Raw genomic sequence first — 24,839 nt, 5'->3', positions numbered from 1 at the left:
TTGCCGATCCACGGTTCGCCGGGGGAGACGCTGAGCACAATCGTCCGAATCCGTTGGCGGAGCGGCATGCTGAGCTGCCCCGGCCCGAAGCACCTGAGGAAGCGGTTGATCCGCTGTACGACTCACCCCTGCGGGAGGATCTCGACGCGCTCCCGGTCGCAGAGGACACGGAATCATCCGCCCCGCAACGCATCGGCGACTTCGACGACCCCGGCCCCGTACGCTACGACCAGGACCGGGCTCGCGACCTCGTCCGCTACCACGCCCTGCAATGGCCGACGCGCACCAGCATCAGCGAGTGGGCCGTCAACACCCTCGACCGCCACGGCGTGGACATCCGCTTCACCTCCGATCCGGCCGCCGAGCTCACCCGGGCCCCGGACGGCCGCGTGGTCCGCGGCCCCGCTCTCGGCTACGACCCGGCCACGAATTCGTTGACCCTGCCGTGGAGTTCGAGCGGCAACACGGACCACACGCCCGAATTGATCCGCGCCGCATCCATGATCGATGCCGCACGTGCTCTCCCGGACGGCCCGCTGCAGCGCTTCGCGATGACCCGCGACGAGTACGTGCACGCCATGACCGATCGCGACGCGCAAAGCCTCGCAATCGGATTCGAGAGCCGCCGCATGGGCGAGGTGGAAACACGCGCCCTCACCGATCCACTGGAGCGCGTGTATCGCGATGCGCACGAGCGGGCGCTGAACACCGCAGAGCGCGCGTACAAGGGCGACAGGTCGGTCAGCCGCCGCATGCTGGAAGCCGCCGCCTACCGGGCGGCGGTGCGTGACGTCGCCGCACATCTCGCCACCAACGGCCCGCTGGTGAGCGGCGCGGATCTCGCGCGAGTGCATGGCGTGGATTGGGATCGCGCGCACGGCATCCGGCCGATGGACAGCGATGGTCCGGGTCGCGCTCGTCCCGAATCCGCGGACCGTGGCCGCCCCGATGATGCCGCCCAGCCGAAACGCGGCAAGCCCGAGGCCCCCCAACGCATCCAGCCACCGCGGGACACCGACCAGGCCCGAGCGAGCCGAGCCCGCGCCTACGCGGAGGAGATAGCCCAGCTGCGCACCCTGCGCGAGGTCGGCAACCCGTTCCCGGTCGGTCCAGCCGAACGTGCCTACACCGAGGCGTACAACGAGGCCCACGAGAAGGCCACGCGCCGTCCCGACCGCTACGGCGACCCGGAAACCGCCGCGCACCGCGCCGGTCTCGAACGTCTCGAGCGCTACCTGAAACGGACCGGCCTCCGCGACGCCGAGATCGCCTTCGATGTGGTGCGCAGCTTCGGCGACGCCGACCACGCCCGCCTGGGTCAGCCGTCGCCGGAACTCACCAGCGGTGATCACTCGCCTGCCGTCGTCGAACCGCCTGCCCCGCCGCGTATTTCGGAAGCCGAGAATCGCGAGCTGGCCCGGCGGGCCTCCGAGACGGAGTTGCGCCGCTACCGCGAGGGCGTCGCGACCCGCCTCACCGATCACGTGATCCGGGTGCCGCATTCTTCCAGCGTCAGTTCGCATCTGCTGGTGTTCGCCGCCGAGGGACAGCACACAGCGGCCCTGCAGGAATTGATCAACGAGCATCCCCGCATGGCCGCTTCCCTCTGGGAGGGCCCGAGCCGGCTGCAGTACCGCATGGTCATGCCGGACGGGGACGACCTGCGGGTCACACCGCTGCACGCCCACGAGGCCGAGGGCAGCATGCGCCGCCCGTCCTTCGCCGAGGGTCTGGGCGAAATGCTCGACCACTACCTCCGCTTCCGCGAAAACGGCTGGATCACCACCGGTTTCGCGGACTGGATGGGCCAGCTCGGCCCCGACGCGTTCAACAACGCCACCCGCCCGCGCCTGTCCTTGCGCCGGGACGGTATGCACGAACAGGTCCCGGTCCAGCTGGCCAACCGTTTCATGGAGGCCGGCAATCGCCTGGCGGTCCGCGGCGATTACACGATTCCGCATCCGGCCGCGGTCGCCCACGACCTGGTGCATCGCCGCATCCCCATGCCCACCTGGGAGGGCGAACACCCGGACGCCCACCGCGTCGGCAACCCCGACCGCTACGCCCGCCACCTCCTCGAAGCGGGCCCGATGCGGATGAACGTCTGGCTGGAGCGCGACGGTCAGGGCGGCTGGCGGATACCGCCGCCGAACGGTGCGGGCGGCCCATCGGATGTGATCGCCGCGCGCTACCGGGGTTTCACCGACACCGATCCGCAGCGCCTGCTGCGCCGCATCGCGGAGAACCTGACCGACCTGACCCGGCCGATCGCCGTGGAGCCGGAGCAGCGCGGCCGATTCCGGCGGCTGCTCGATCGTTTCGGCGGCCGCGAGACGGACACCGGCGCACCGCCGCCGCCCGCGGAGGAACCCGGTCGCCGCCCGATCGCGGACGAGAACGAGCACTACTCGATGCCGCGTGAGCGTCCCGTGGAGCAGTCCGACGAACGTGCGATGCAGTTGACTCCGCCCGACCCGGTCGAACCCTACGAGCCGCTGCCGTCGCCGTACGGTGACAACCTGCCGGTGGACGAGTGGTCGACGATGGGCGCCCGGCAGATCGCCGAAACCATCACGGAGCGTTGGGGAATCAAGGTCGAGGGCTTCGACAACATCGTGCATCCGGATGTGATGCGCGAATACGCCCGGGCCTTGCAGGACGTCTTCGCCCGGTTCCCGCATCTCGCCGCGAGCATCGACACGGTGGCGATCGCGCCGATCATCGATCCAGCGTCCGCCATGGGCAGGACCCAGGGCGTGAGGTACGTCGGCGAGGACTGGAAAACCGATCGGATCGTGCTGAATTCGCTGCACCTGATCGATGACCTGGCCCTCGGCGAGATCATGTACAGCGACGTGTCCAGCGGTTTCCATGTGCCGCGCGCCGACGAACGCCCCGTGTACTCGATCATCGTCCACGAACTCGGCCACGCGCTCGACAACTTCGGGCAGTTGCAGGCCCGAGAGGGACTGCTCGATGCCCTCGCCGATCGCTTCACCGAAACCACCGGCACGCACGACGTCAACCAGTTCATCGACTGGATGGACTACCTGGCGGGTTACAGCTACGACCAGGACACCGGCCGCCTGGTCCCGCCCGAGGCGCTCGCCGAAGCGTTCACCGACGTCATCCTCAATCGCGACAATGCCAGCGCCCCCGCCAAACTGCTCTACGAGCGCCTGGTCACGAATGCCGCCGAACCCTCGGCCACCGCCGATCACCCCGCCCCCCGCGACCCCCGACTGCCCCCGGAAACCCAAACCCAGCAGCACGACCAGCAACCCGGCGATCACACTCCCCGCCCGGGTTCCGGCGGCGACGGCCAACCCCCACACGAACCCCCACGCACCCCCGGCGACTCCGAGCCCGCCGACGGCGGCAGCGAATGGTACCGCCGCCAGCGCGCCATCCAGGCCGACTGGAACGCCCGCATGCGCGACGACCACGCCCAATTCCTGCGCGAGATAGCCGAACGCCTGCCGGAAGGAAGCCTCGAACGCCGCCTCGCCGACCTCGACGCCGAAACCGCCGAATCCATCGCCCGCATGGAATGGATGCTCGCCGACTTCCGCTGGGAAGGCCTCGGCGGCCGCCCCGAGGAACCCACACCCCTCCACGACCCGAACGCCACCACGCCCCCCGTCAACCACAACCCGCAACCCGGCGGCAGCGGTCCCACGCACGATCCGAACGCCACCACCGTGCCGTTGAACCGCGACGCCGGCGCCGAAACCGGTGATCCGAATGCGACGACGGCCCCGCTGAACGTCGACCCGAATGCCGGTAGCGCTGGGCCGGTGCATGATCCGAATTCCGCCACGATTCCGATGAGTACCGATTCGGGCGCCGGCGGTGGCGGACCGGTGCACGATCCGGACGCTACGACGGTCTCGCTGAATCGTGATGGGCAACCGGAATCGGCCGGGTCGGTGCACGATCCGAATGCGACGACGGTCCCGCTGAATGTCGACCCGAATGCCGGTGGCGCTGGGCCGGTGCATGATCCGAATGCCACCACGATTCCGATGAGCACCGATTCGAGCGTCGGCGGTAGCGGGCCGGTGCACGATCCGGACGCGACGACGGTCCCGCTGAATGTTGACCTGAATGCCGGTGGCGCTGGGCCGGTGCATGATCCGAACGCGGAAACTCAGCCGTTGCCCGCGCAGCCGGACTGGGACACGTTGCCGGTGCAGGGGGACGGGGATGCGCTGCCTGTGCCCGCGGAGGGGGCGGATACGCCCGAGCCCGGTCCGGCGCAGCCCGCACTGGCGTCGGATGCGCTGTTCGCGGTCGCCAACTTCCTTCGGGTGCAAGACTTCTCGGGTGCGGCTCCGCTGGCGCCCGAACTGCGCGCTCACGCGCGGGCGCTGACGGACGCGCTCGGACTCGATCCGGTGCTGGGCCGCAAGCAGGACCCGCTGGTCGCGTTGCGCGAGGTCGCCGAGATCGCGCGTGCGCGTAGCGCTTTCGGTGATCCCGAGCAGAACCGGCCGCCGCGCGCTATGAGCGCGGACGAGATGCGCCCGTTGACCGCGGAGGAGCGCTACGGCAACGAGGAGTTCTGGCGAACCGAGGTCGGTCCGGAGCAGTTGCGCGCGATCGACGCCGAGCATCGCGCTTCCGGTATCGACGAGCGGCTGGCACGGGCGGAGCTGGAGGAACAGCGCGCACGGAGCGAGGAAGCCACCCGGGAGCTGCCCGCCCCGCCGCAAGAACCCGGCTCCACAACCCAACGGCACGAACCCGATTCGGCGCCGACTGAACAGCGCCACGAGCTGGACGGCTCCGGACCCCGGCGCGAGTTGGATGGTTCTGGAACTCGGCGCGAGTTGGATGGTTCTGGAACTCGGCGCGAGTCGGACGGTTTTGAACCCCAGCGCGAGTCGGACGGTTCTGAACCCCGGCGCGAGCCCGGAGCGTCCGAGCCCCGGCGCGGCATGGAACCTTGGTCGGACCCGGATCCGCAGGCGGCGCGGCAGGAGCGGCGCGTGCTCGGTGTGGACGAGCTGCGGCAGGAGATCGCCGATCGGCTCGGGTTGCGTCCTGAGGAACTCACGCGGGAGCGGCTGCCGGAGATCGCGGGTGACCTGCAGTATCGGAATACGTTGCGTGCCGGTGCGATCGAAGCGCTCGCTGATGCTCTTGCCCGGCACGAACAGGCCGGTGATCCCGCTCGCCTGGCCCGCGATCCCGAAGCTCAGCAGCGCGCGGCCCGCGATCGCGACGACTGGGCCCGCCTGCTCGGCATCGACCCGGACCTGGTGCGGCCCGGCGCCGACCATGAATCGCTGTTGCGCGAGCTGCGAGCCGAAACCGTCCGCCGCGCATCGGATATCGCGGATCTGGTCGCCGCCACCTTCCACGATCCGGCTGCGGACAAGGGGCACCGAGTGGTGCTGGAAGGCGACGGCCGCCGCGTGCACGTCCTCGTCTCCACAGATCCCGAGGACCGCCCGCGCGCGCAGATAGCAACCCGCCCGGATCTGCCCTTGCCCGCGGTCCCCGAATCCACCAACCGCCCCGGCCTGCTGAAACGCGCCTTGAACCGAATGCTGAACGCGGTGCCCGGCTTCCACCCGTTCACCCCCAAGTACCCCTCGGGTTCGGGTAAGGACCGTGAAGGCCAGGTCGAGCTCACTCGCCTGTTCGGCGATGTCTCCCACATCGACCTGCTGGCGAATATCGGCGACGATTTCAACCCGGTTCGCATCCTCAAGGAAGTCGCGGGCATCCTCCAGGTCCGCGAACGAATGCCGGTGCTGCGCTGGATGACCGGCCGCATCGCCGATATCTCGCCCGACGTGCTGCCCATGCGCACCCGCGACGGCGGCGAATACCAGCCCTGGTACACCGAAGCCGATCCGTTCCTGCGCGCCGAGGTCGAGGAATCGATGCGGCTCGGCGGTTTCAAGACCGAAGCCGACTACGCCGCCGAACTGCCGCCCGAGCCGGAGCCGAGTACACCCGCGGAGACCCCCGCGCACCGGTTCGGCCCGGATGTGCCGGAGTCCCTGGTGGACGCGCTCACCGCCCGCGACGCGGCGATGGACGAACTGGTCCGGCTGGCGTTGCGCGACGGCATCCAGCTGCGCGACGACAGCCCGGCGACCCTGCGGCGCGCGGTGGACGAAGCCGTCTACCGGCTCATGCGCCGCGCGGGCGCGATCGAGGCGCTCAACGATGTCGCACAGCGCTACAACGTGGAAGACGGCCGGGTGCCTTACCGCCCGGTCGCCATCAACGACAAGAGCCCGCTGGGCCGCTACGCCCGCGCGGCTTACGAGGTCGAACAGGCCCGGATCGAGCAGCTCAAGGCCGACCGTCGCCGCGAATTGGCCGGCGCCGCACCCGATGACCCGGGTCTGGAGTTCCGTCCCCGCGAAATCCGGCCCACCACCATGGATTTCGAGGGCGTCAACAATGGCGGCGAATCGGCGCGCCACTTCGACGATTCGGACCTGTCCGCCGAGGAACGCCTGGAAGGCCAGTTCTTCCACGATGCCCTGCGCCGCGATCAGATTCTCGAGGAGCGCTCCAACTGGGCGCAGCTGCTCGGCGTGGACCTCGCCGATCTGAGCCCGGAGGATCTCCGCCACACCATCGGCGATCTGCGCATGGAGGTGCGCGACGGCGCCGACCGGCTCTCCGAGTTCTCCGACGCCGTGGACGAATTCCTGCGCCGCCAGGACGAAGCGCAGGCCCGCACCGCCGACTTCGACGAGATCGCCGCGCGCAATTGGCTCACCGAGCAGGGCGGCGTCCTGGTCGAACCCGGTGTCGGCGTTCGGCCCGGCGAAAACCCCGGCGACCCCAACCATCTGGTGGTGATTCGCGGCAACACCGACCACGATCAGGTGCTCGCCGACACCTTGGCGCGACGTCCGGATCTCGCCGAACTGGTGAACAACGGTGCGCTGCGGGTCGATCACCGCGTCATGCTGCTGCAGCCCGACGGTGTCACCGTGGTCGCGGTGGATTCCCCGCACGCGCGCCTGGAGCGCCCGGTGATCGACGGGCGGGAAACCCCGCTGCTCATGGCACGCAATGGCGAGGAGCCGTGGCGGGTGGTGGCGGCGCATCCGGAAACCGAAGTCCCGCACGTGGAACCGGAGTCGAGCCCGGAACCGGCGACCCCACGCGATCCCGATGTGGTGCGCGCCGAGCGGAACGAGGCCGCGGCCCGGCTCACCACCTACCTGATGGACCTCGGTCCCGATCTGCTGCCCGCCACCATCGCGGCCCTGCGCCACGACAACGCCCTGCGGGCCGCACAGCTCGAGGGCATGGCGGATTTCATTCGCAGCAGCGACGCCATCGACAATTTCCACGATCTGGACCGGGTGCTGCAGAACCTCGCGCACCGGCTGGAACTCGACCCGCACAGCTTGACGCCGGAGAAGCTGGCCGCCGCCATGGCCGATCCGGACGTGCGGCTGGCACGTCGCGCGCAGGCCGTCGACGATCTGCTCGCGTACGCGAAGTTGCTGCGCGGCAACGACAATGTCGACAGCGCGGCGGTGCTGCGGGCACGCGATCAGCTGGCCGAGCGGCTGGGGGTGCGGCCGGAGGACCTGTACGCGGACAAGCACGTCCAGAACAAGGAAAAGACCGAGGTCGTCGACTACCGGCCGGACTCGGAGAGCACTGACCCCAAGGCGGTGCTGGATGCGATCAACAATCTGCTGTATCGCGCGATGGAGCGGCCCGAACTCATTGCGGCACTGGCTGAATACGCCGCAGCGCTGTCCGGTCTCGACCCCTTCCGTGAGGGGCTGCGCCTGGACATGGACCGGGATCCGCGGGCCGCCGACGGCGAACTGCCCATCCATGATCGCAGCGGCCCGAATGTGCTGCGGGCGCTGATGAGCGAATCCATCGGTGAGCCACCGATTTCCGATATTCCGCCGCAGTCCTCCAGTATCTGGACCCGGCTGCTGGGCATGGACCTCGAGGACATCGACCGGAACGTCAAGATCTATCGCGAGCAGGCGAAGGATCTGCACGACCGGATGACGCCCGCGCAATTCGAGCAGGTCCTGCGCACACTGCGGGACGGTGACCCGAGCACCGCCTACGCCGAATACCGGGCCGCGCGCGAACCTGATCAGCCCTCCTTGAGCCCCGACGAGCTGCGCCGGGTCGTCGACCGGGTGGGCGAGCGGCGGTATTCCGAGGTCTACGAGGTCTACCGCGACGGCAAGGTCGAGAAGCACGAGCGGCTCAAGGCCAAGGACCTGGCGGCGGCGATCGACGGCATGCGCGAGGAGATCGCGCAGCGTGAGCGCGATATCGATGCGCTGGAAAGGCTGGCGGCCGAACACAATCGGCTCACCGCGCCGGCGGAGCCGGAAATCCCGCCGCGCACCCGCGACCAATTGCTCACCGATCTCGCGGCGGCCCGGCACGAACTGGAACTGGCTCGCGACGGTCGCGAGCACGCCATCGGGCGAATGTATCTGGAGCACAACCGGCCCATCCAGGACGGCGATCTCACCCCGCAGCGGATGCCCGGCACCGCCGACTATCTGGAGACCCGCAGCGCCCGCGAGGCGGGCAGCCTGCCCGGTAACGAGCAGCGCATTCAGGACCTGCGGGACGCGGCGGCCGAATACACGCGGGCCCAGGAGCGAGTGGCGGAACTGGATGCCGCGCTGCGCGCCGACCTCGCCGCGGCGGCCGGGCCCGATGAGACGCCGGTGGATGTCATGCGACGCGAAGTCGACAGCGCGCGAACCGATCTCGAAGCGCTGCTGGCCGCGGAACCGGGCCGCTGGCCCAGCGATGTGGACCGGGTCATCGCCGCCGTGGACCGGATGGCCGCCATGCCGCTGGATCAGGGGGAGGTGTGGACGCCCGAACTCGTCCCGGTGCGCGACGCGGTCGCCCGCCTGCATCTCGCCGAGGAATTCCTGGCCCGTTTCCAGGGCGAGGAGCTGGCGGCTGTCCGGGACACGGAACCGGCGAGTGTCCGCCTGGAGCGCGAAATCCGTTACACCCGCGAGGATCTCGCCGTACTCGAAGCCGCCCGGGACGCCGCCGCAACGGGCCTGCCGGTCTCCCGCGATCAGCTGACCCGGGACTGGATCGCCGCCACCCGCGCGGAGATCGGCGACCCGTACCGCCCGCTGCTGTCGCCCACCGACCGCGGCCGCCTCGACCTGGCCACCGCCGCCGCACGTCACCTCGACGCGCAGGACCGCCTCGCCCGCCTGGAAGCCGATCAGCGCCAGCTCGCCGATCTCGCCGAAGCCGCCGCCGACACCCCGGTCGCCGCCGCCGACCGCGTGGTCGCCGCGGCCCGCGACGCGCTCGACGCGGCGCTCGCCGACCTGGCGGATCACACCGGAATCCAGCTCACACCAGCTGATTTCGGTCCAGAAAACTACGGGGACACCCTCCTCGACCTGTCGAACCGCCTGGTCCCGGACCCTGCGGAAGCTCCGACGGTCCGGATGAACCCGGTCGACCCGGCCGAAGCTCCGACCCTGCCCCTCGATCCGTCGGAAGCCCCCACGGTCCGCCTTGACCCCATCGACCCCGCCGAGGCCCCCACGGCCCGTCTCGACCCCGCCGAGGCCCCCACCGTCCGCCTGAACCCCGACGGCACCCCGCTGGACCTGACCCTCCCGCACGAACCCACCGTCATCGCGACCCCGACGCTCCGAGTCCCCGAAGGCTCGCAAGCGCCGACCGTCGAACTCGACAACGCCCGCCTCCTCCACAACCTCCGCGATGCCGCCGAAAACCTGCACCGCGCACAGGACTTCGCCGACTGGATCGGCGAACACCTGCCCTCCGACCCGAACCGACCGGGCTCGAACCCCGACCGCACCGACCCCGGCGACCCCACCGCAGGAACCCCCGCCACCCCACCCACACCCAAAACCCCCGGCTCACCCGCCGGCGCTGCAGTTCCGCCTGGCGACACATCGAACACGGGCGCGCACCAACAGCCATCCGGTGTCGCTGGCGACGAAGGAGGAAAGCCCCAACAGCAGTCGGGTTCGAGCAGTGACGAGATCGGGAAGTCGCAGCAAGAGCCTGGTTCGAGTGGTGACGAGACCGGGAAGTCGCAGCAGCAGCCTGGTTCGAGTGGTGACGAGGCAGGAAAGTCTCAGCAGTCCAACGCAACCGGCGAACCAACCGAATCCGCTGCGCAGCAACAGCATGTGTCCAACGAGCCGCCCGCGAACGGCGGTTGGACCCGGGTGGCCCCGCCCGATGTGCATGTCCCGGCGAATCCAGCCGACGCGCAGCGCATTACCGACCGGGCCCGTCAGGGCCACGAGGCCAGGGATTCGATGCGCGCGGCCCGTGCGCGCATGGACGACCTCGCCCGCAATGTAGGCATCGACTCGACCGGCCTCGACACCCGCACCCTCCGCACCCGCTACCTCGAGGCGTATTCCGCCGAACTGCAACGGGTGAACGAGATCGTGAACCGGACCAACATCCCCCCGGAGGAAATGGTCCGCTACTTCGACGAGAAGAAGGCCGCCGAGGCCCGCAATGTCGAACTGCTGCGCCAGAACATCGAAGCCGGAACCGAACACCAGCGCTACTACGAACAGCGCAACGCCGCCGAATCCGCCGAGTCCCAAGCCCATCGCCTAGCCACCGAATCGGCCCTCACCGCCGCCTCCGACCAGGTGATCCGCCCCGGCGTCGGCGTCAGCACCGACCCCCGAGCCGTCCACGTCATCACCCCCCTCGCCGACCCCTCCAACGTCCTCACCCCCGCCGAACACACAAACCTGACCGCCCAGGGCATCCCGATCGCCTACCACCAGGTAGAAGTAACCCCCGACGGCACCGTCCTGGTCCACACCCTCCTCCCACCCGCAAACCCGGGCGCCCCCACGCCCCCCGCCACCCCGCCGCACACCCCCGGCGGCACATCCACCCCCCACCCGATCGCCGGCGACCCCGACCCCGGCGCGCTCCGCCGTGGCCCAGAACCGGTCGGCAACGGCGAAACCGACGGTAAACGGCTCCCTGCCGAGGGTGAGTCGGCTCCCGAGCCGACGGCCGGTGGCGCGGGTAAGCCCCCGCGCGATGGCGGTCCGCCCGCCCCGCCGTCCTCGGACCCGGACGATCCGACCGGCTCCGGGCCGCACGATCCGAACGAGCCCGAGCAGCCCTCGGGTACGCCCGGTGCCGAAACGCCGCCTCCACCCGGCGTCGAATTGGACTCGAACTCCACTCCGCAGCAGCCGATTTCGTCGGACGGCGTTGTTGTGCAGCCGGTACCGGTATCCCCGGACGGCGTCGTTACGCATCCGGTGCCGGTATCGCCGGACGGCGTCGTTAAGCAGCCGGTGACTGTGTCGCCGGATGACGTCGCTACGCAACCATTGCCGACGTCGCTGGATGACGTGGTGACTCAGCCGGTTGCCATATCGCCGGATGAGGTTGCCACGCAGCTGTTGCCGGTGGCTTCGGAGGCGGAGACGGTGGAGCTCAGTGGGGCGGAGAGCAATTCGGGGGAGCGGGCGCCCTATCTGGGTGATGGGGATCCGCTGCCGGAGGCGTTGCGGCCGGTGCGGGATTTCGTGCAGGGGCTCGAGCCGCAGGCGGGGGAGGTGCGGAGTCTGGAGGAGCAGGCTCGGGCGCGGCGGTTGCTGGATGCGTTGGGGTTGGGGGAGGCGTTCGCGCGGCATCCGGATCCGATCGCGGTGGTGCGGGAGATCGCCGAAATGGCGCGGGCGCGTGGGTATTTCGGAGATTCGGAGGCGGGGGAGCCGGTTCGGCCGATGGCGCGGCCGGAGGACTTCGCTCCGCTCACCGCGGAGGAACGTTATGGGCAGGAGGAGTACTGGCGGACCGAGGCCGATCCGGAGCAGGTTCGGGCGATGGAGGCCGAGCTCGAGCGGCTCGGTATCGCCGAACGCTTGGACCGGGCAGCGGAATTGGAGGCCGCGCGTCGCGCCGAACTGGACGCCGCGCGGCAACGACCGGAACTCGGTTCAGAACCTCATGAGGCGCGAACGCCCCGGACCGAGGGCGCGGCCTCGCCACACGAAGCCGGTATCACGCGGCCGGAGGTGGCTCAGCTGCACGAGGCTGGTACCACTCGGCCGGAGGGCGCACCCCAGCCGCATGAAGCTGGAACCACCACTCGGCCGGAGGGTGCAGCCCAGCCGCACGAGACGAATACCCCGCGCCCGGAGAGCGATCCAGCGGAGCGGAAGCCGCGGGCGATTCCGCTCGAGGAGTTGCGGGAGCGGCTGGCGGACCGGCTCGGCCTGCCCGAAGGGGATCGGTCGCCGGAGCGGGTCGCGGAGGCGGCCGGGCGGCGGAACTTCGAGAACCTGTTGCGCGCCGGGGCCATCGAAGCCATGGCCGAGGCCGCCGCGCGGCACGATGCGGCCACCGATCCCGAGTATCGGGCGCAGCATGCGGCGCAGCGTGATGACTGGGCGCGGCTGCTGGGTGTGGATCCGGAACGGCTGACCGCCGCGAACCGGGAGGCCACGCTGGCGGAGCTGCGGGGGGAGAATCTCCGTAGTGCGGAGGACGTCGCGGATCTGCTGGCACTGGACCGCCGCGACCCGAACGCTCCGGACCGGCGCATGGCGCTGGAGGCCGATGGCGAACGCGTGCACGTCCGCCTCGTCGAAGGCGCGGACGGCACCTGGCGCGCCGAACCGGTGAACCGGCCGGATCCCGCGCCGCCCGCCGCGTCCGCCGAATCGGCGGCTCCGCGGGCCTCGCTCGCCAAACGCCTGTGGCAGGCGCTGAAGTCCGGTTTCACCGGGCACACGCCGAAGTATCCGTCCGGTTCCGGCAATGACAGCAAGGGCCAGACCGAACTCGTGCACGGGCTCGGCGAACTCCTGCACGACCCGGATCTGACCGGTGTGGACAGCATCAATCCGGCGCGCATCCTCAAGGAGACCGCGACCCTGTGGAAGGCCCGCCACCGCCTGCCGCTGGTCCGCTTCCTCACTCGCCGCATCGACGACTCGTCCTCGCCCGCCGTGCCGATGCACACCCGCGACGGCGGCGAATACCAGCCGTGGCGCAGCGAGGTCCCGCCCGCCCAGCTGGCAGCCATGGATGAGATGCTGCGCCGCGCCGGCCTGGCCGAGAGCAACGATGTCCCCGAACTTCCTGCCGGGCAAGCGGATCCGGCCAGGGGCCTGCCGTCCTCGCATCCGGACCCGGTGACCCGGGAACTCCCGGCCGCGCAGGACCCGGCAGCCGGGGGAGCGCCGCTCGCCCACCACGACGAGTCCACCACCCATCCCGACTCCGGTCCCGCGCAACCGGATTCGGACGCGATGGGCCGCACGCCCGCGCCGGAACCGGTCGTGCACGGCGACGCCGCCGACTCCGTCTTGCCGCAGGATGTGATGGACGCGCTGAACCATCGCGACCAGGCTCTTCAGGATCTCCTGGAAGTCGGACGCCGCCAGGGCATTTCGATCTCCGACGCCGATCCTGCGACTCTGCGCCGCCTGGTCGACGAGCAGAGCTACCTCAACCTGCGCCGCGCAGGCGTCATCGAAGCACTGCAATTGGCGGCGCAGCGCTACAACGAAGAGCACGCCCTCATCCCGTACAGCGACGAAGTCAGCTTCTTCGACAACGACCCGCTCGGACGCTTCCTCAAGGAAGTCGCGCGCGCCCAGGGCGACAACACCACCCTCCTCGATTGGGAGGGCGTCAACAATGGCGGCGAGCCGGGCCGGGACTGGGGCGATCTCAGCTACACCGACCAGCCCGGCCGCGACGATGGCCTGAAGTCGTTCCTGGAGAACGCACTACGACGCGATCAGATCCGTGACGAACGCTCCGGCTGGGCGCAGATGCTCGGTATCGATCTCGCCGACCTCAGTCCGGAACGGCTCGCGCACACGCTCTCGGAGCTGCGCATGGGCGTCCGCGACGGCGCCGACGATGTGGCCGCATTCCGGAACGCGGTCGACGACTATCTGCGCGCCGACGACGAAGCGCACACCCGTGCCCACGACTACACCCTGGGCCTGGGCAAGGATTGGGTGCTGGCGCACGGCGGCACCATGATCGAACCTGGGGTCGGCATCCGCCCGGGTGAAAATCCCGGCGACGCACCACATCTGGTGATCATCGACGGCCAGCCCGATCACTACGCCACGCTCGCCCGCACCCTGGCCGCCCATCCGGCGCTGGGCGAACTGCTGAACTCCGCTGCCCTGCAACTGGATCTACGCCTGGTCGAAGTGGACGAGCACGGCCGCCCACAGGTGCACGAGCTGGAGATCCCGCGCGTCCGCCAGATCGACGAGGTGGTGGACGGCCGCCGCCTCACCGTCACCCTGCTCAGCGATGACGGTGAACGCTGGCGCGTACTCCAGGACCCGGGCGCACCTCCGCCCTCCGAAATCGACGCTCTCACCGCTGAACTCGCTGATCGCACCCCGGACGAACTGCTGAACGCCCGCGACGAGCTGGCCGCCCGCCTCACCGTCTACCAGATGGATCTCGGCCCGGATCAGCTCACCGACACCGTCGCCCAGTTGCGGCACGAGAACGCTTTGCGGGCCGCCCAGATCGAGGGCATGACGGATTTCATCCGCACCAGCGACGCCATCGACAATTTCCACGACCTGGATCGCCTGCGCAATCGCCTGGCCAACCAGCTCGGCCTGAGCCCGGACGAGCTGACCCCGCAGCGGGTGGCCGAGGTGCTCAGCGATCCCTCGGTGCCGAAGGTGCGTCGCCTGGATCAGCTGAAAGCCCTGGCCGACTACGCGAATCAGCTCGGGGGCCTGGACAAGAACGCGACCGACGCCGCCCGCGACCTCCTCGCACAACGCCTGGACCTCGATACCGAGCAGCTGTGGCCGAACCGCTACAACAAACAGCTCACCGGTTTCGGCCCGCAGGACAAGGGCATCTCGGGCTCGTCGATGCTGTCCGCACTCGCCGATATCGTCTACCGCCCGGGCGAGACGGCGAACCTGCGCACCGCGCTCACCGAATACCTGGACACCCTCGGCGGCCTCGATCCCTTCACCGACGGCCTTCGCTACGACCCCGCCACCGATCCGCGCGCCGCCGACGGCGAACTGGCCGTGCACGATCCGTCCGGTCCGGCCTTCCTGCGCGGTTTCGCCGCCGCCGACGACCTGATCGGCGCGGCGCACAGCATCGACGATCCGGCGCACTCGGCGAGCGTGTGGTCGCGCCTGCTCGGCCTGGACCTCAGCGATGCCACGCCCGAGCAGTGGGCCGACATCTACGAGAAGTACCGCGACGGCAAGATCGAGAAGCACGAAACGCTCACCCCCGAGCAACTCGCCGCCGAGGTCACCCGGATGCGCGAGGAAGTGCTGAACCGAGCCGCCGATATCGAAACTCTGGCGCGCATCGCCGAGGCCTACAACCAGCGACTCGCGCCCCCGCCCGTACCGCCGGGCGACCCCCGCACCGCCGCCGCTGAACTCGACGCCGCACGAACAGATCTCGCGACCGCCCGCACCCGCGCCGACGTCGCCCTGGCCAACCTGCCGGTCGCACCGGACCGCCCGGCCCCCGGCGCCGGCGCCGAGCCCGGCCGCCCGATCACGCACAGCGATCTGACCCCGCGCCGCCTGCCGGGCACCCTCGACCACCTGACGAATCTGCCGATGGCCGACGCTTTGTCGCCTGCACAACAGGCCCGGGTGGATGCGGTACGCACCGCCGCCGAACAGCTGCACGCGGCCGAGAACCGCCTCCGGGCCGCCGAATCCGGCTTCGAGGCCGCCTTGCTCGCCGACGGGTCTACGCCCGCCCCGCACCGCAGCCCGGACGAGACCCCAGCATCCGCTGCCGGCGAACCCCCACTCGATAGCACGGGTGACACCCCTGCGGCCGGTGCCGCCGAACGTCCACACGGCAGCGCGGGCGAGACCCTCGTGGTCGGTATAGGCGAGTCCCCACTCGACAGGTCGGGTGAGACCCCCGTGGTCGGTGCAGGCGAGTCGCCACTCGACAGGTCGGGTGAGACCCCAAGGGCCGGTGCGGGCGAACCTCCACTCGACACCCTGCGGCGTGGACGGGAGGAGGCGCTTGCGGCGCTGGATGAAGCCATGCGCGGCCTGCCGGTCGATCACTCCGATCCAACTCCGCAGCGACTGCGCGAGACGATTGACGAATTGTCCTCGCGTGCATTGCCACTGGATCAGCAGCAGCCATGGCATGACCGCGTCGAGCACCTGCGCGAAGCCGTCACCCGCGTCCACCTGACGGATGAACTCATCGCCCGCCACGAGTCCGACCAGGCCGCTGCGGCCCGCGCCGCCGAGACCCCACTGGATCGCGTCCGCCGCGAATCCGCTGCCGCGCAAACCGAATTGGACGCAGCACGATCGACCCTGCGTGAAGCCATGCGCGGCCTGCCGGTCGAAGAATCCGAGCTGACCGCTGGTCGGTTGAACGAGACCCTCGACCGGCTCGCCGCGCGCACCATCCGCGTCGATGAGGCCGAGGCTCATGTTCAGCGGATCACCGAGCTGGGCGAAGCAGCGGAACTGGTGCATCAGGCGGAAGCCGCCGCACAACGCTGGACCGACGAAGTGGCGCGCCTGGAAGCCGCCGCGGTCTCGGAATCCCCGCACGCCGGAGCCGAAACCGCACGCGATGCCGCCGGCGCGGATCTGCACCAGGCCATCCGGAACCTGCGCGAGGTCACCGGTCTACTGACCGACGAGTCGGCCCTCACCCCGGACCTGCTCGCCGACACCATGGAATACCTGGAGTCACGCACCATCCGCATGGGCCAGGGCGACCCCGGCGCAGCCTTCGAAGCCTTGCGCGCCGCAGCCGAAAACTTGCACCGCACCCAAGCCTTCGCCGACTGGGTCGACCACCACATCCCCCGCGACTCGCAGCACCGCGATCCCGAAGACCCAGGCCCTGCCGACCCCGACGGCTCAACCCCGAACGACCCGAACGACCCGAAGAACCCCAACTCGGGCCCAGGATCGCCACGCCGACCGGACGGAGATTCAGGCGACTCCGGTTCGGCCCGGCACACGCCGACCGAGAACAACGGCGACAAGCCCGCTGTCGGCAACAGCGGCGAGGGTCTTCCGCCACAGAGCCCCGGCGATGGCGCAAGTCGTCCACCGCAGGGTCCTGGCGATGGCGCAAGTCGTCCACCGCAGGGGCCTGGCGATGGCGCAGGTCGTCCGCCCCAGGGTCCTGGCGATGGCGCGAGCGGTCCGCCGCAGGGGCCCGACCGCGGTGCGGATGGTTCGCCAGCGGGCACTGAGCCGACAGGTGGTTCCGGTGCGGGTCGTCCGCCGCGCGGTCCCGAGGCTCCGCCGTCGTCCGATCCGGGCGATCCGGACCCGCACACTCCGCCAGGCGGCCAGCATCCGCCGGTTCAGCCGGGATCCGAATCCGGTCTGGCCACCAGTGGTGAGCGGACGCCGACGCTTGTGGAGCAGACCCCGACGCTGGTCGAGCAGACGCCGGACGCCGGTTCGGCGGCGAATGTGCATGAGGCGGAGACGGTTACGGTTCAGTTGCCGGTGGCGGAGACTCCTGCTGCGATCGGTGACGGGGATCCGCTGCCGGAGCACTTGCGGTCGATCCGTGAGTTCGTTCGGAATCTGTTGCCGGAGAATGGGGTTCCGCGCAGTGCCGAGGAGCTGGCGTATGCGCGGCGGTTGGTGGAGGCGCTCGGGTTGACCGATGCCATGGCGCGCCATGCCGATCCGATCTCGGTACTGCGTGAGGTCGCTGAAATCGCGCGTGCTCGTGGGTATTTCGGGGATGCGGATCGTGGTGAGCGCGCCCGGCCCATGCGGTATCCGGCGGACTTCGAGCCGCTCAGTGTCGCGGAATGTTATGGCGACGAGGAATTCTGGCGGACCGAGGCCGATCCCGAACAGGTTCGCGCCATGGCAGCCGAGCTGGAACGGCTCGGGATCGCCGACCGGCTCAAGGCCGCGGCCGTCGAGGAAGCGGCTCGCACCGCGCTCGAAGCCGGCTCGACCCCGGATCAGACCGGGTCGGGTACTCGGACCGAAGAGGCGGAAAGTTCCTCCGGGCGAACGCATCAGGAGATGGGCGGACCCGCGCACCCCGGCAACGAGCGCGGCCGACCGGATCCGGCGCACCGCAGTCGGAGCGAATCCGAGCCGACCTCCGAGCCCGACGGTCCGCCGCGCGCCCGCAATCTCGATGACCTGCGCAAGGCTCTCGCCGACCGTCTGGGTCTGCCCGAATCGGACCGCTCACCGCGGCGCGTCGCCGAGGAGGGCGGGCTGCGGCAGTTGGAGCACCTGTTGCGCGCCGGTGCGATCGAGGCGATGGCCGAGGCGGCCGTCCGGCACGATGCCGCCACCGAACCCGACCTCGCCGCTCAGCACGCGGCGGTGCGCGACGAATGGGCGCGTCTGCTCGGCGTGGATCCGGATTCGCTGACCGCCGAGCACCGCGAAGCGACGCTTGCCGAACTGCGTGCCGAAACCGCGCGTGGCGCTGAGGAAGTCGCGGATCTGCTGGCCTTGGATCGCCGCGATCCGAACCTGCCGGCGCACCGGGCCGTCATCGAGGCGGACGGCGATCGCCTGCACGTGAACCTGACCGAGGGCCCCGACGGGGTGTGGCGCGCTGAGCTCACCGGCCGCCCGGAGCCGGCCGAACCCGCGCCCGCGCCCAAGGCCGAGGAGCCGCGCGGCCCGCTGCTGAAACGCCTGTGGACGGCATTGCGCGACGGGTTCACCGGGTACATCCCGAAGTATCCGTCCGGTTCGACCATCGACAGCAAGAACATGTCGATGATGGTGTGGCAGGCCGGATTCGTATTCCACCTCGACAACCTGACCCACATCGGGGACAAGTTCAATCCGCCGCGCATCCTCAAGGAGCTGGCGACCCTGTGGAAGGACCGGCAACGCCTGCCGGGCTTCAACAGATTCACGCGCCGCGTCCGCGAGGGCATGAGCGACGACATCGCCATGCTCACCCCGGACGGTGAGGAATACGCGCCGTGGCGTTCCGAAGTCGATCCGCACACGCTGGCCCAATGGGATGCCGAGCTGCGGTTCGCCGGGCTGGACGAGATGAACGGCGTGCCGCCCGAAGGTGCGGAATCGGCTGCGGGACAGCCGGATCCGGCCAAGCACCTGCCCGCCGGCGCACCGGAGCCCGATCCGACCCCGGAATCCATGTTCGATGGCGGCTCGGACGAGCATCTGCCGCAGGATGTCGCCGCCGCCCTGGCCGATCGCGACCGGGCGCTTGGCGACGTGCTGGACGCCGCCCGCCAGGCGGGCATCCGAGTTCCCGACGCCGACCCGGACGCCCTGACCCGGCAGGCCGACCGGAACAACTACCTGACCATGCGCCGGGCGGCTGTCATCGAAGCCCTGGCGGATGCCGCCCGCCGCTACAACGAGGAAGACGCCCGCTTCCCTTACAGCCCCGAGGTCAGCTTCTTCGACAACGACCCGCTGGGCCGGCTGGCGCGCGAAGTGGCGGACGGTTCCGGCGAGTCAACCCATGTCCGGCGCATGCTCGAATGGCAGGGCATCAACAATGGCGGCGAGCCGGGCCGAGCGTTCGGCGATCTGAGCGACAGCGACGAGCCCGGCCGGGACCAGGGCCGCAAGGAGTACCTGGAAGGCGCGTTGCGCCGCGAGCAGATTCGCGACGAGCGTGCGGGCTGGGCGCAGTTCCTCGATATCGACCTCGCGGACCTGAGCGCCGACCGCCTGGAGCACACGCTGGGCGACCTGCGCATGGGTATGCGCGATGCGGCCGACCACGCGGCCGAATTCACCCGCGCGGTCGAGGAGTACGGGCGCGCGGACGGCGAAGCCCGCACGCGGACAGCCGATTTCGCGGCCGGGCTGGCACGCGACTGGGTGCACGAGCACGGCGGCGCGATGATCGACCGCGGTATCGCGCTCCTGCCGGGCGAGCCCGGGGCCGCACCGCGCCTGCTCGTCATCGACGGTCAGCTCGATCACCGCCAGCTGCTCACGCGCGCGCTGGCCGAGCACCCCGAACTGGCCGCGCTGCTGAATTCCGGTGCGCTGCAACCGGACTTCCGCCTGGTCGGAATGGACGAGCACGGCGGCACCGTGGTGCGCGAACTGGACACCCCGCAGGTTCGCCACGTCGACGAGCTGGTCGACGGCCGCCGCCTCACCGCCACCCTCTTCCACACCGATGGCGTCTGGGAGGTCCGGCAGGAACTGAGCCCGCCGCCGTCCGCACTCGACGAGCTCGCCGCCGAGCTCGCGGAGCGGGGCACCGACGACCTGCGGGCCGATCGCGAGGAGCTGGCCGACCGGTTGTCGGTCTACCTGGTGGATCTCGATCCCGCCCAGTTCGCCGGCACCATCGAGGTGCTGCGTCACGAGAACGCCTTGCGCGCCGCGCAGATCGAGGCGATGGCCGACTATGTGAAGACGGTCGACGACCTCGACAACTTCAACGGCCTCAACCGCATGCGCGGGCGGCTCGCCACCCAGCTCGGCCTGGAACCCGGTGCGCTCACCCCGGAGAACGTCGCCGCGGCGCTGGCCGACCCGAAGGTCGCCGAGGTTCGCCGCCTGGATCAGCTGAAAGCGCTGGCCGACTACGCCAAGCTGCTCCGCGGAATCGACGAGCAGGCGACCGATGCCGCGCGGGACGTGCTGGCGCAACGCCTGGGCCTGCCCAGCGAAGACCTGTGGCCGCGCCAGTACGACAAGAACCTCGAATTCGGACCGCAGGACAAGGGCATTTCGGGTTTGGCCATGCGATCCGCCCTCGCCGACATCGTCTACCGCCCCGGTGAAGCCGAGCACCTGCGCGCCGCCCTCACCGAATACCTCACCACCCTCGGCGATCTCGACCCGTTCAGCAACGGCCTGCAACACAACCCCGCCGCCGACCCGCGCGTACTCACCGGCGAACTGCGCATCCATGACCCGTCCGCCCCCGCCTTCCTACGCGGCTTCATCGAAGCCGACCGGCTGATCGGCGAACCCCACACCTCCGACGACCCCTCCCGCTCCGCCGGCGTCTGGACCCGCCTGCTCGGCGTCGACCTCGCCGACGCCGGCCCCGACCGCTACGCCGAGGTCTACGAGAAATACCGCGACGGCAAACTCGACCCCCACGAACGCCTCACCCCCGCCCTCATAGACGCCGAAATCGCCCGCCTACGCGAGGAAGTCCTCAACCGCGCCGCAGACATCGAGGCGCTCTCCCTCGTCGGCGAGGAATACAACCGACGGCAAGGCGAGGCGACGACGCTGCCACCGGGCACGGAGCACGGCGGCCGGTCCGGGGTCGAGGCTGCCACGCCGGTGTCGCCGAGTGTGGCAGCGCGTGAACTCGATTCGGCGCGTGCTGATCTCGCGGCGGTGCGGACGCGGGTGGAGATCGCGCTGTCGAATCTGCCGGTCGCGCCGGAACGGCCCGCGCCGGGCTCGTATGCCGAGCCGAGCCGGGCTGTCACTGCTGCGGATCTCGGTCCGCGGCGCTTGCCCGCCACTCTCGACTATTTGCGCAATCTGCCGATGAGCGAGGGGCTGGTGCCCGCGCAGCATGCGCAGGTGGAGGCCGTGCGCGCGGCTGCGGAAGATTTGACTGCGGCCGAATTGCGGGCTCGGGCAGCGGAATCGGGGCTCGAAGGGGCGATACTGGCTGATGCGCGGCCGGGGAAGACTCCGGTGGACGCTATGGAGCGGGCGCGGGTGGAAGCTGCTGCTGAGCTCGATGCCGCCTTGCTTGGGATGCCTGTGGATAGTTCCGAGCTGACTGTGGAACGGGTCCGTGAAACCACCGATGACCTCGCCACCCGCACGTTGCCGCTGGATCAGCAGCAGGCGTGGCAGGACCGTGTGGAGCGGCTGCGCGAGGCGGCTGTGCGCACCCATCTGGTGGATGAGGCGATCGCCGGTTATGACGCCGCGCAGGCCGATGCTGCCCGTGCGACTGAATCCTCACTCGACCGTGCCCGGCGCGAATCAGCTTCCGCGCAAGAGGAATTGGCCGCTGCTCACGCCGCCGTGGACGCGGCACTGAGTGACCTCCCGCTGCGGAAATCGCAGCTGACCCGGGACGACTATCGCGGCGTCCTCGACGATTACGCCGCCCGCACCCGCCCGGTGGAACAGGGCGAGATCGTCGCCCGCCGCGTGATCGATCTCGCCGACGCACTCGACCGCATGCACCGCGCCGAGACCGCCACCGAACGCTGGGGTGCGGAAGTCACCCGTCTCGAAAACGCCGCGGCGACATTCGATCACCCGCACGCCGATGCCGAACGCGCCCGCGACGCCGCCCGCGAGGAATTACGCGCGGCCATCCGGACCCTGCGCGAGGTCACCGGCCTGCGCACCGACGAATCCTCGCTAACCCGGGACCTGCTCGACGAAACCATGGAATACCTGGAGTCGCGCACCATCCGCATGGGCCAGGGCGATCCGGGCGCAGCCTTCGAAATTCTGCGCACCGCCGCCGAAAACCTGCACCACGCACAAGATTTCGTCGACTGGGTGGACCAGAACATCCCACGCACCGGCGAACGCCCGGAAGGCCCCGAGGAACCCGGCCCCACCGCACCGGCTCGACCGGATGACCCGTCCGGCCCGAACGCGGGCCCGACCGCCGCTCCGACTCCGGCCGCCGGTCATCCGGCCGACCCGAACGGTGATCACAACGGTCAGGTCATGCACGCGGGCAACCTGCCCGATAGTGACGAACCCCTGTACCGAGGAGTGCCCCGACTGCTCCCGGACGGGTCGATCAACCCCGCCTACCTCGACGGTCTCCAAGGTGTCGTCGCGGCCCGCGGTGATCTGGACCTCGATTACGACGGCCACACCTCCCACCTGGGCGCCGAAAGCGATTCCACCTCCTGGACCCGAAACCCTGCCATCGCGGCACATTTCGCGCACGGTGACGGCCTCATCATGGAATGGCGCACCGGCCGGCCCCCGACTGACGCCACCTGGCGCTTCAAGCCCATCTACGACCTGCCCGACGAGTTCTCGCAGGTCCTGATCCAGGGCACCCTCACCGATGCCCGCGCCGTCCGCCATCTCCCCGATGTCACCGCGCCCGAGTTGGCGACCCCGGCCGAACCCGCCGGCGACTCGAATCACGCCGCCCCTGCCACCGACGGCCCGGCTTCGGAAAAGTTGCCTCCCGCCCCCGATACCGCAGAGCCGATCGTCGCCGAACCCGATGTCAGCGAACCGAACACCGTTGATAACGACACCGATCACTCGGACCCCGATGAACTAGGTATCGGCGATCCGGGTACGAGTGAATCCAAGGGCGATCGACCGGACACAAGTGAGCCTGACAGCGATCGACCGGGCGCGGGTGAGCCTGGGACCGACCGACCGGTTGCGGGTGAGCCTGAGAGTGGTCGACCGGATGCGGGTGAGCCCGCTGGTGGCCGACCGGACGCGGGTGAGCCCGACGGTGATGACCCGGATGCGGGTGAGCCCGACGGTGGTCGACCAGACGCTGGTGAGCCGGATGGTGATGGTCCCGACGACAGGGATGAGTCCGCGCCGCGCCGCGAGCTGCCGCAGTGGCGGCCGAATTGGCGGTCGCATGTGCCGCATCTGCCGCACGAATTCGATCCGGAGTTCCCGGATTACGTGCCGGAGCCGTCGAAACAGCCTGCGCCGTGGACGTTGCCGCCGGAGCAGCAGCATCCTCCGCAGCCGCAGCCGCAGCCGCAGCCGCAGCCGCAGCCGCAGCCGCAGCCGCAGCCGCAGCCGCAGCCGCAGCCGCAGCCGCACGTGCCGCAGCCCTCGATGCCGTCTGTTCCGTCGGTGCCCTCGGTTCCGTCTGTTCCGTCGGTGCCGTCAGTTCCTTCCGTGCCGTCTGTTCCTTCGGTCCCGACCGTCCCGCCGCTGCCGACTACTCCTTCTCTGCCCGAGGGGAATTGGCCGCCCAGCATTCCGCAGCTCCCCGACTGGTCGAATATCCCCGGAGTGCTGGGCGGGTCGTCGCAAACTGGTGGGTCTGAGCAGGGCTGGCCGAGTTTGCCGACGGTGCCCGACGGCTATCAGCAGGGCCATAACCCGGCGAATGGCGGTGCTGGGCATGGTGGTTCGTCGGCACCGAGTACAAACGCCGGGGCAGGTGCGGGCAATGGGGCGGGGCAGCCTGCGTCGCCGCAGCCGTACACGCCGTGGGAACAGACGCCCGCGCCGTATACGCCGTGGGAGCGCCCCGGTGGCGGGGGTGGAGCAGCCACTCCGCCCGGCGGGGCACCGAATGGTCACGTGCCGAACGGGACTCAGCCGTCCGCGCCGGTCGAATCACCTACCGGTGTTCCCTTAACCGACGGTTCCGGCAATGGCACCGCAGGCACTGGCGCGAACAACGGCTACCCTGGCGGTTCCCCGATGATGGGTTCACCCGGCGCCCCCGGAGCCAACGGCAGCGGCAATGGCAACGCCGCACGTGGCGGTTCCCGCTTCCCGCGCGCCGCCGCACCCTCGAACACCGGCCGTCTGCTACTGCGTTCGCACTCCGGCTACGGCGAGTTCGCGACGCTGGACCCTTCCACCGGCGACCTGTCCTCCGCACCGCACGGCATGGGCAGCATGGCCGGCGTTTACGACCAGATCGACGGTGTGCGGGTGCTGTTCTATCGCGATCGTCAGCTGGGTCTAGTGTTGCGGATCGAGGACATGGTCCTGCATGTGGATCGGCTGGGCGCCGACGCGTACTGGGAGCGCAATGGTCAGGGCCTGCACAGATTGCTGGTGAGCGTGGCCGGCACTCCGCAGTGCGAGCTGCGCTATCGCGCGCTTCCGGCGGACGCCGATCTCGGTCTGCTGATCCGCGATGTGTTGTCCGATCCGGTCCGTCGGGGCAGCATTTTCGGGTGA

Annotated in this window: 1 protein-coding gene (running past one end of the window); it reads left to right on the top strand. The window is 70.0% G+C overall.

The window, feature by feature from the left end:
- Positions 1-24,839, top strand: partial view of a WXG100-like domain-containing protein gene (locus tag LTV02_RS27040; protein ID WP_233041922.1) — the 3' portion only. The gene continues 10,561 nt to the left of window position 1, outside the view; the window shows 24,839 of its 35,400 coding nt (coding positions 10,562-35,400); its start codon lies beyond the left edge, outside the window; the stop codon is at positions 24,837-24,839.

Origin of the sequence: Nocardia yamanashiensis, assembly GCF_021183565.1 — a bacterium.
GTDB classification, from domain to species: domain Bacteria; phylum Actinomycetota; class Actinomycetes; order Mycobacteriales; family Mycobacteriaceae; genus Nocardia; species Nocardia yamanashiensis.
Note: the sequence above shows the minus strand (reverse complement) of the source record. Positions and strands in the feature narration are given on the sequence as shown.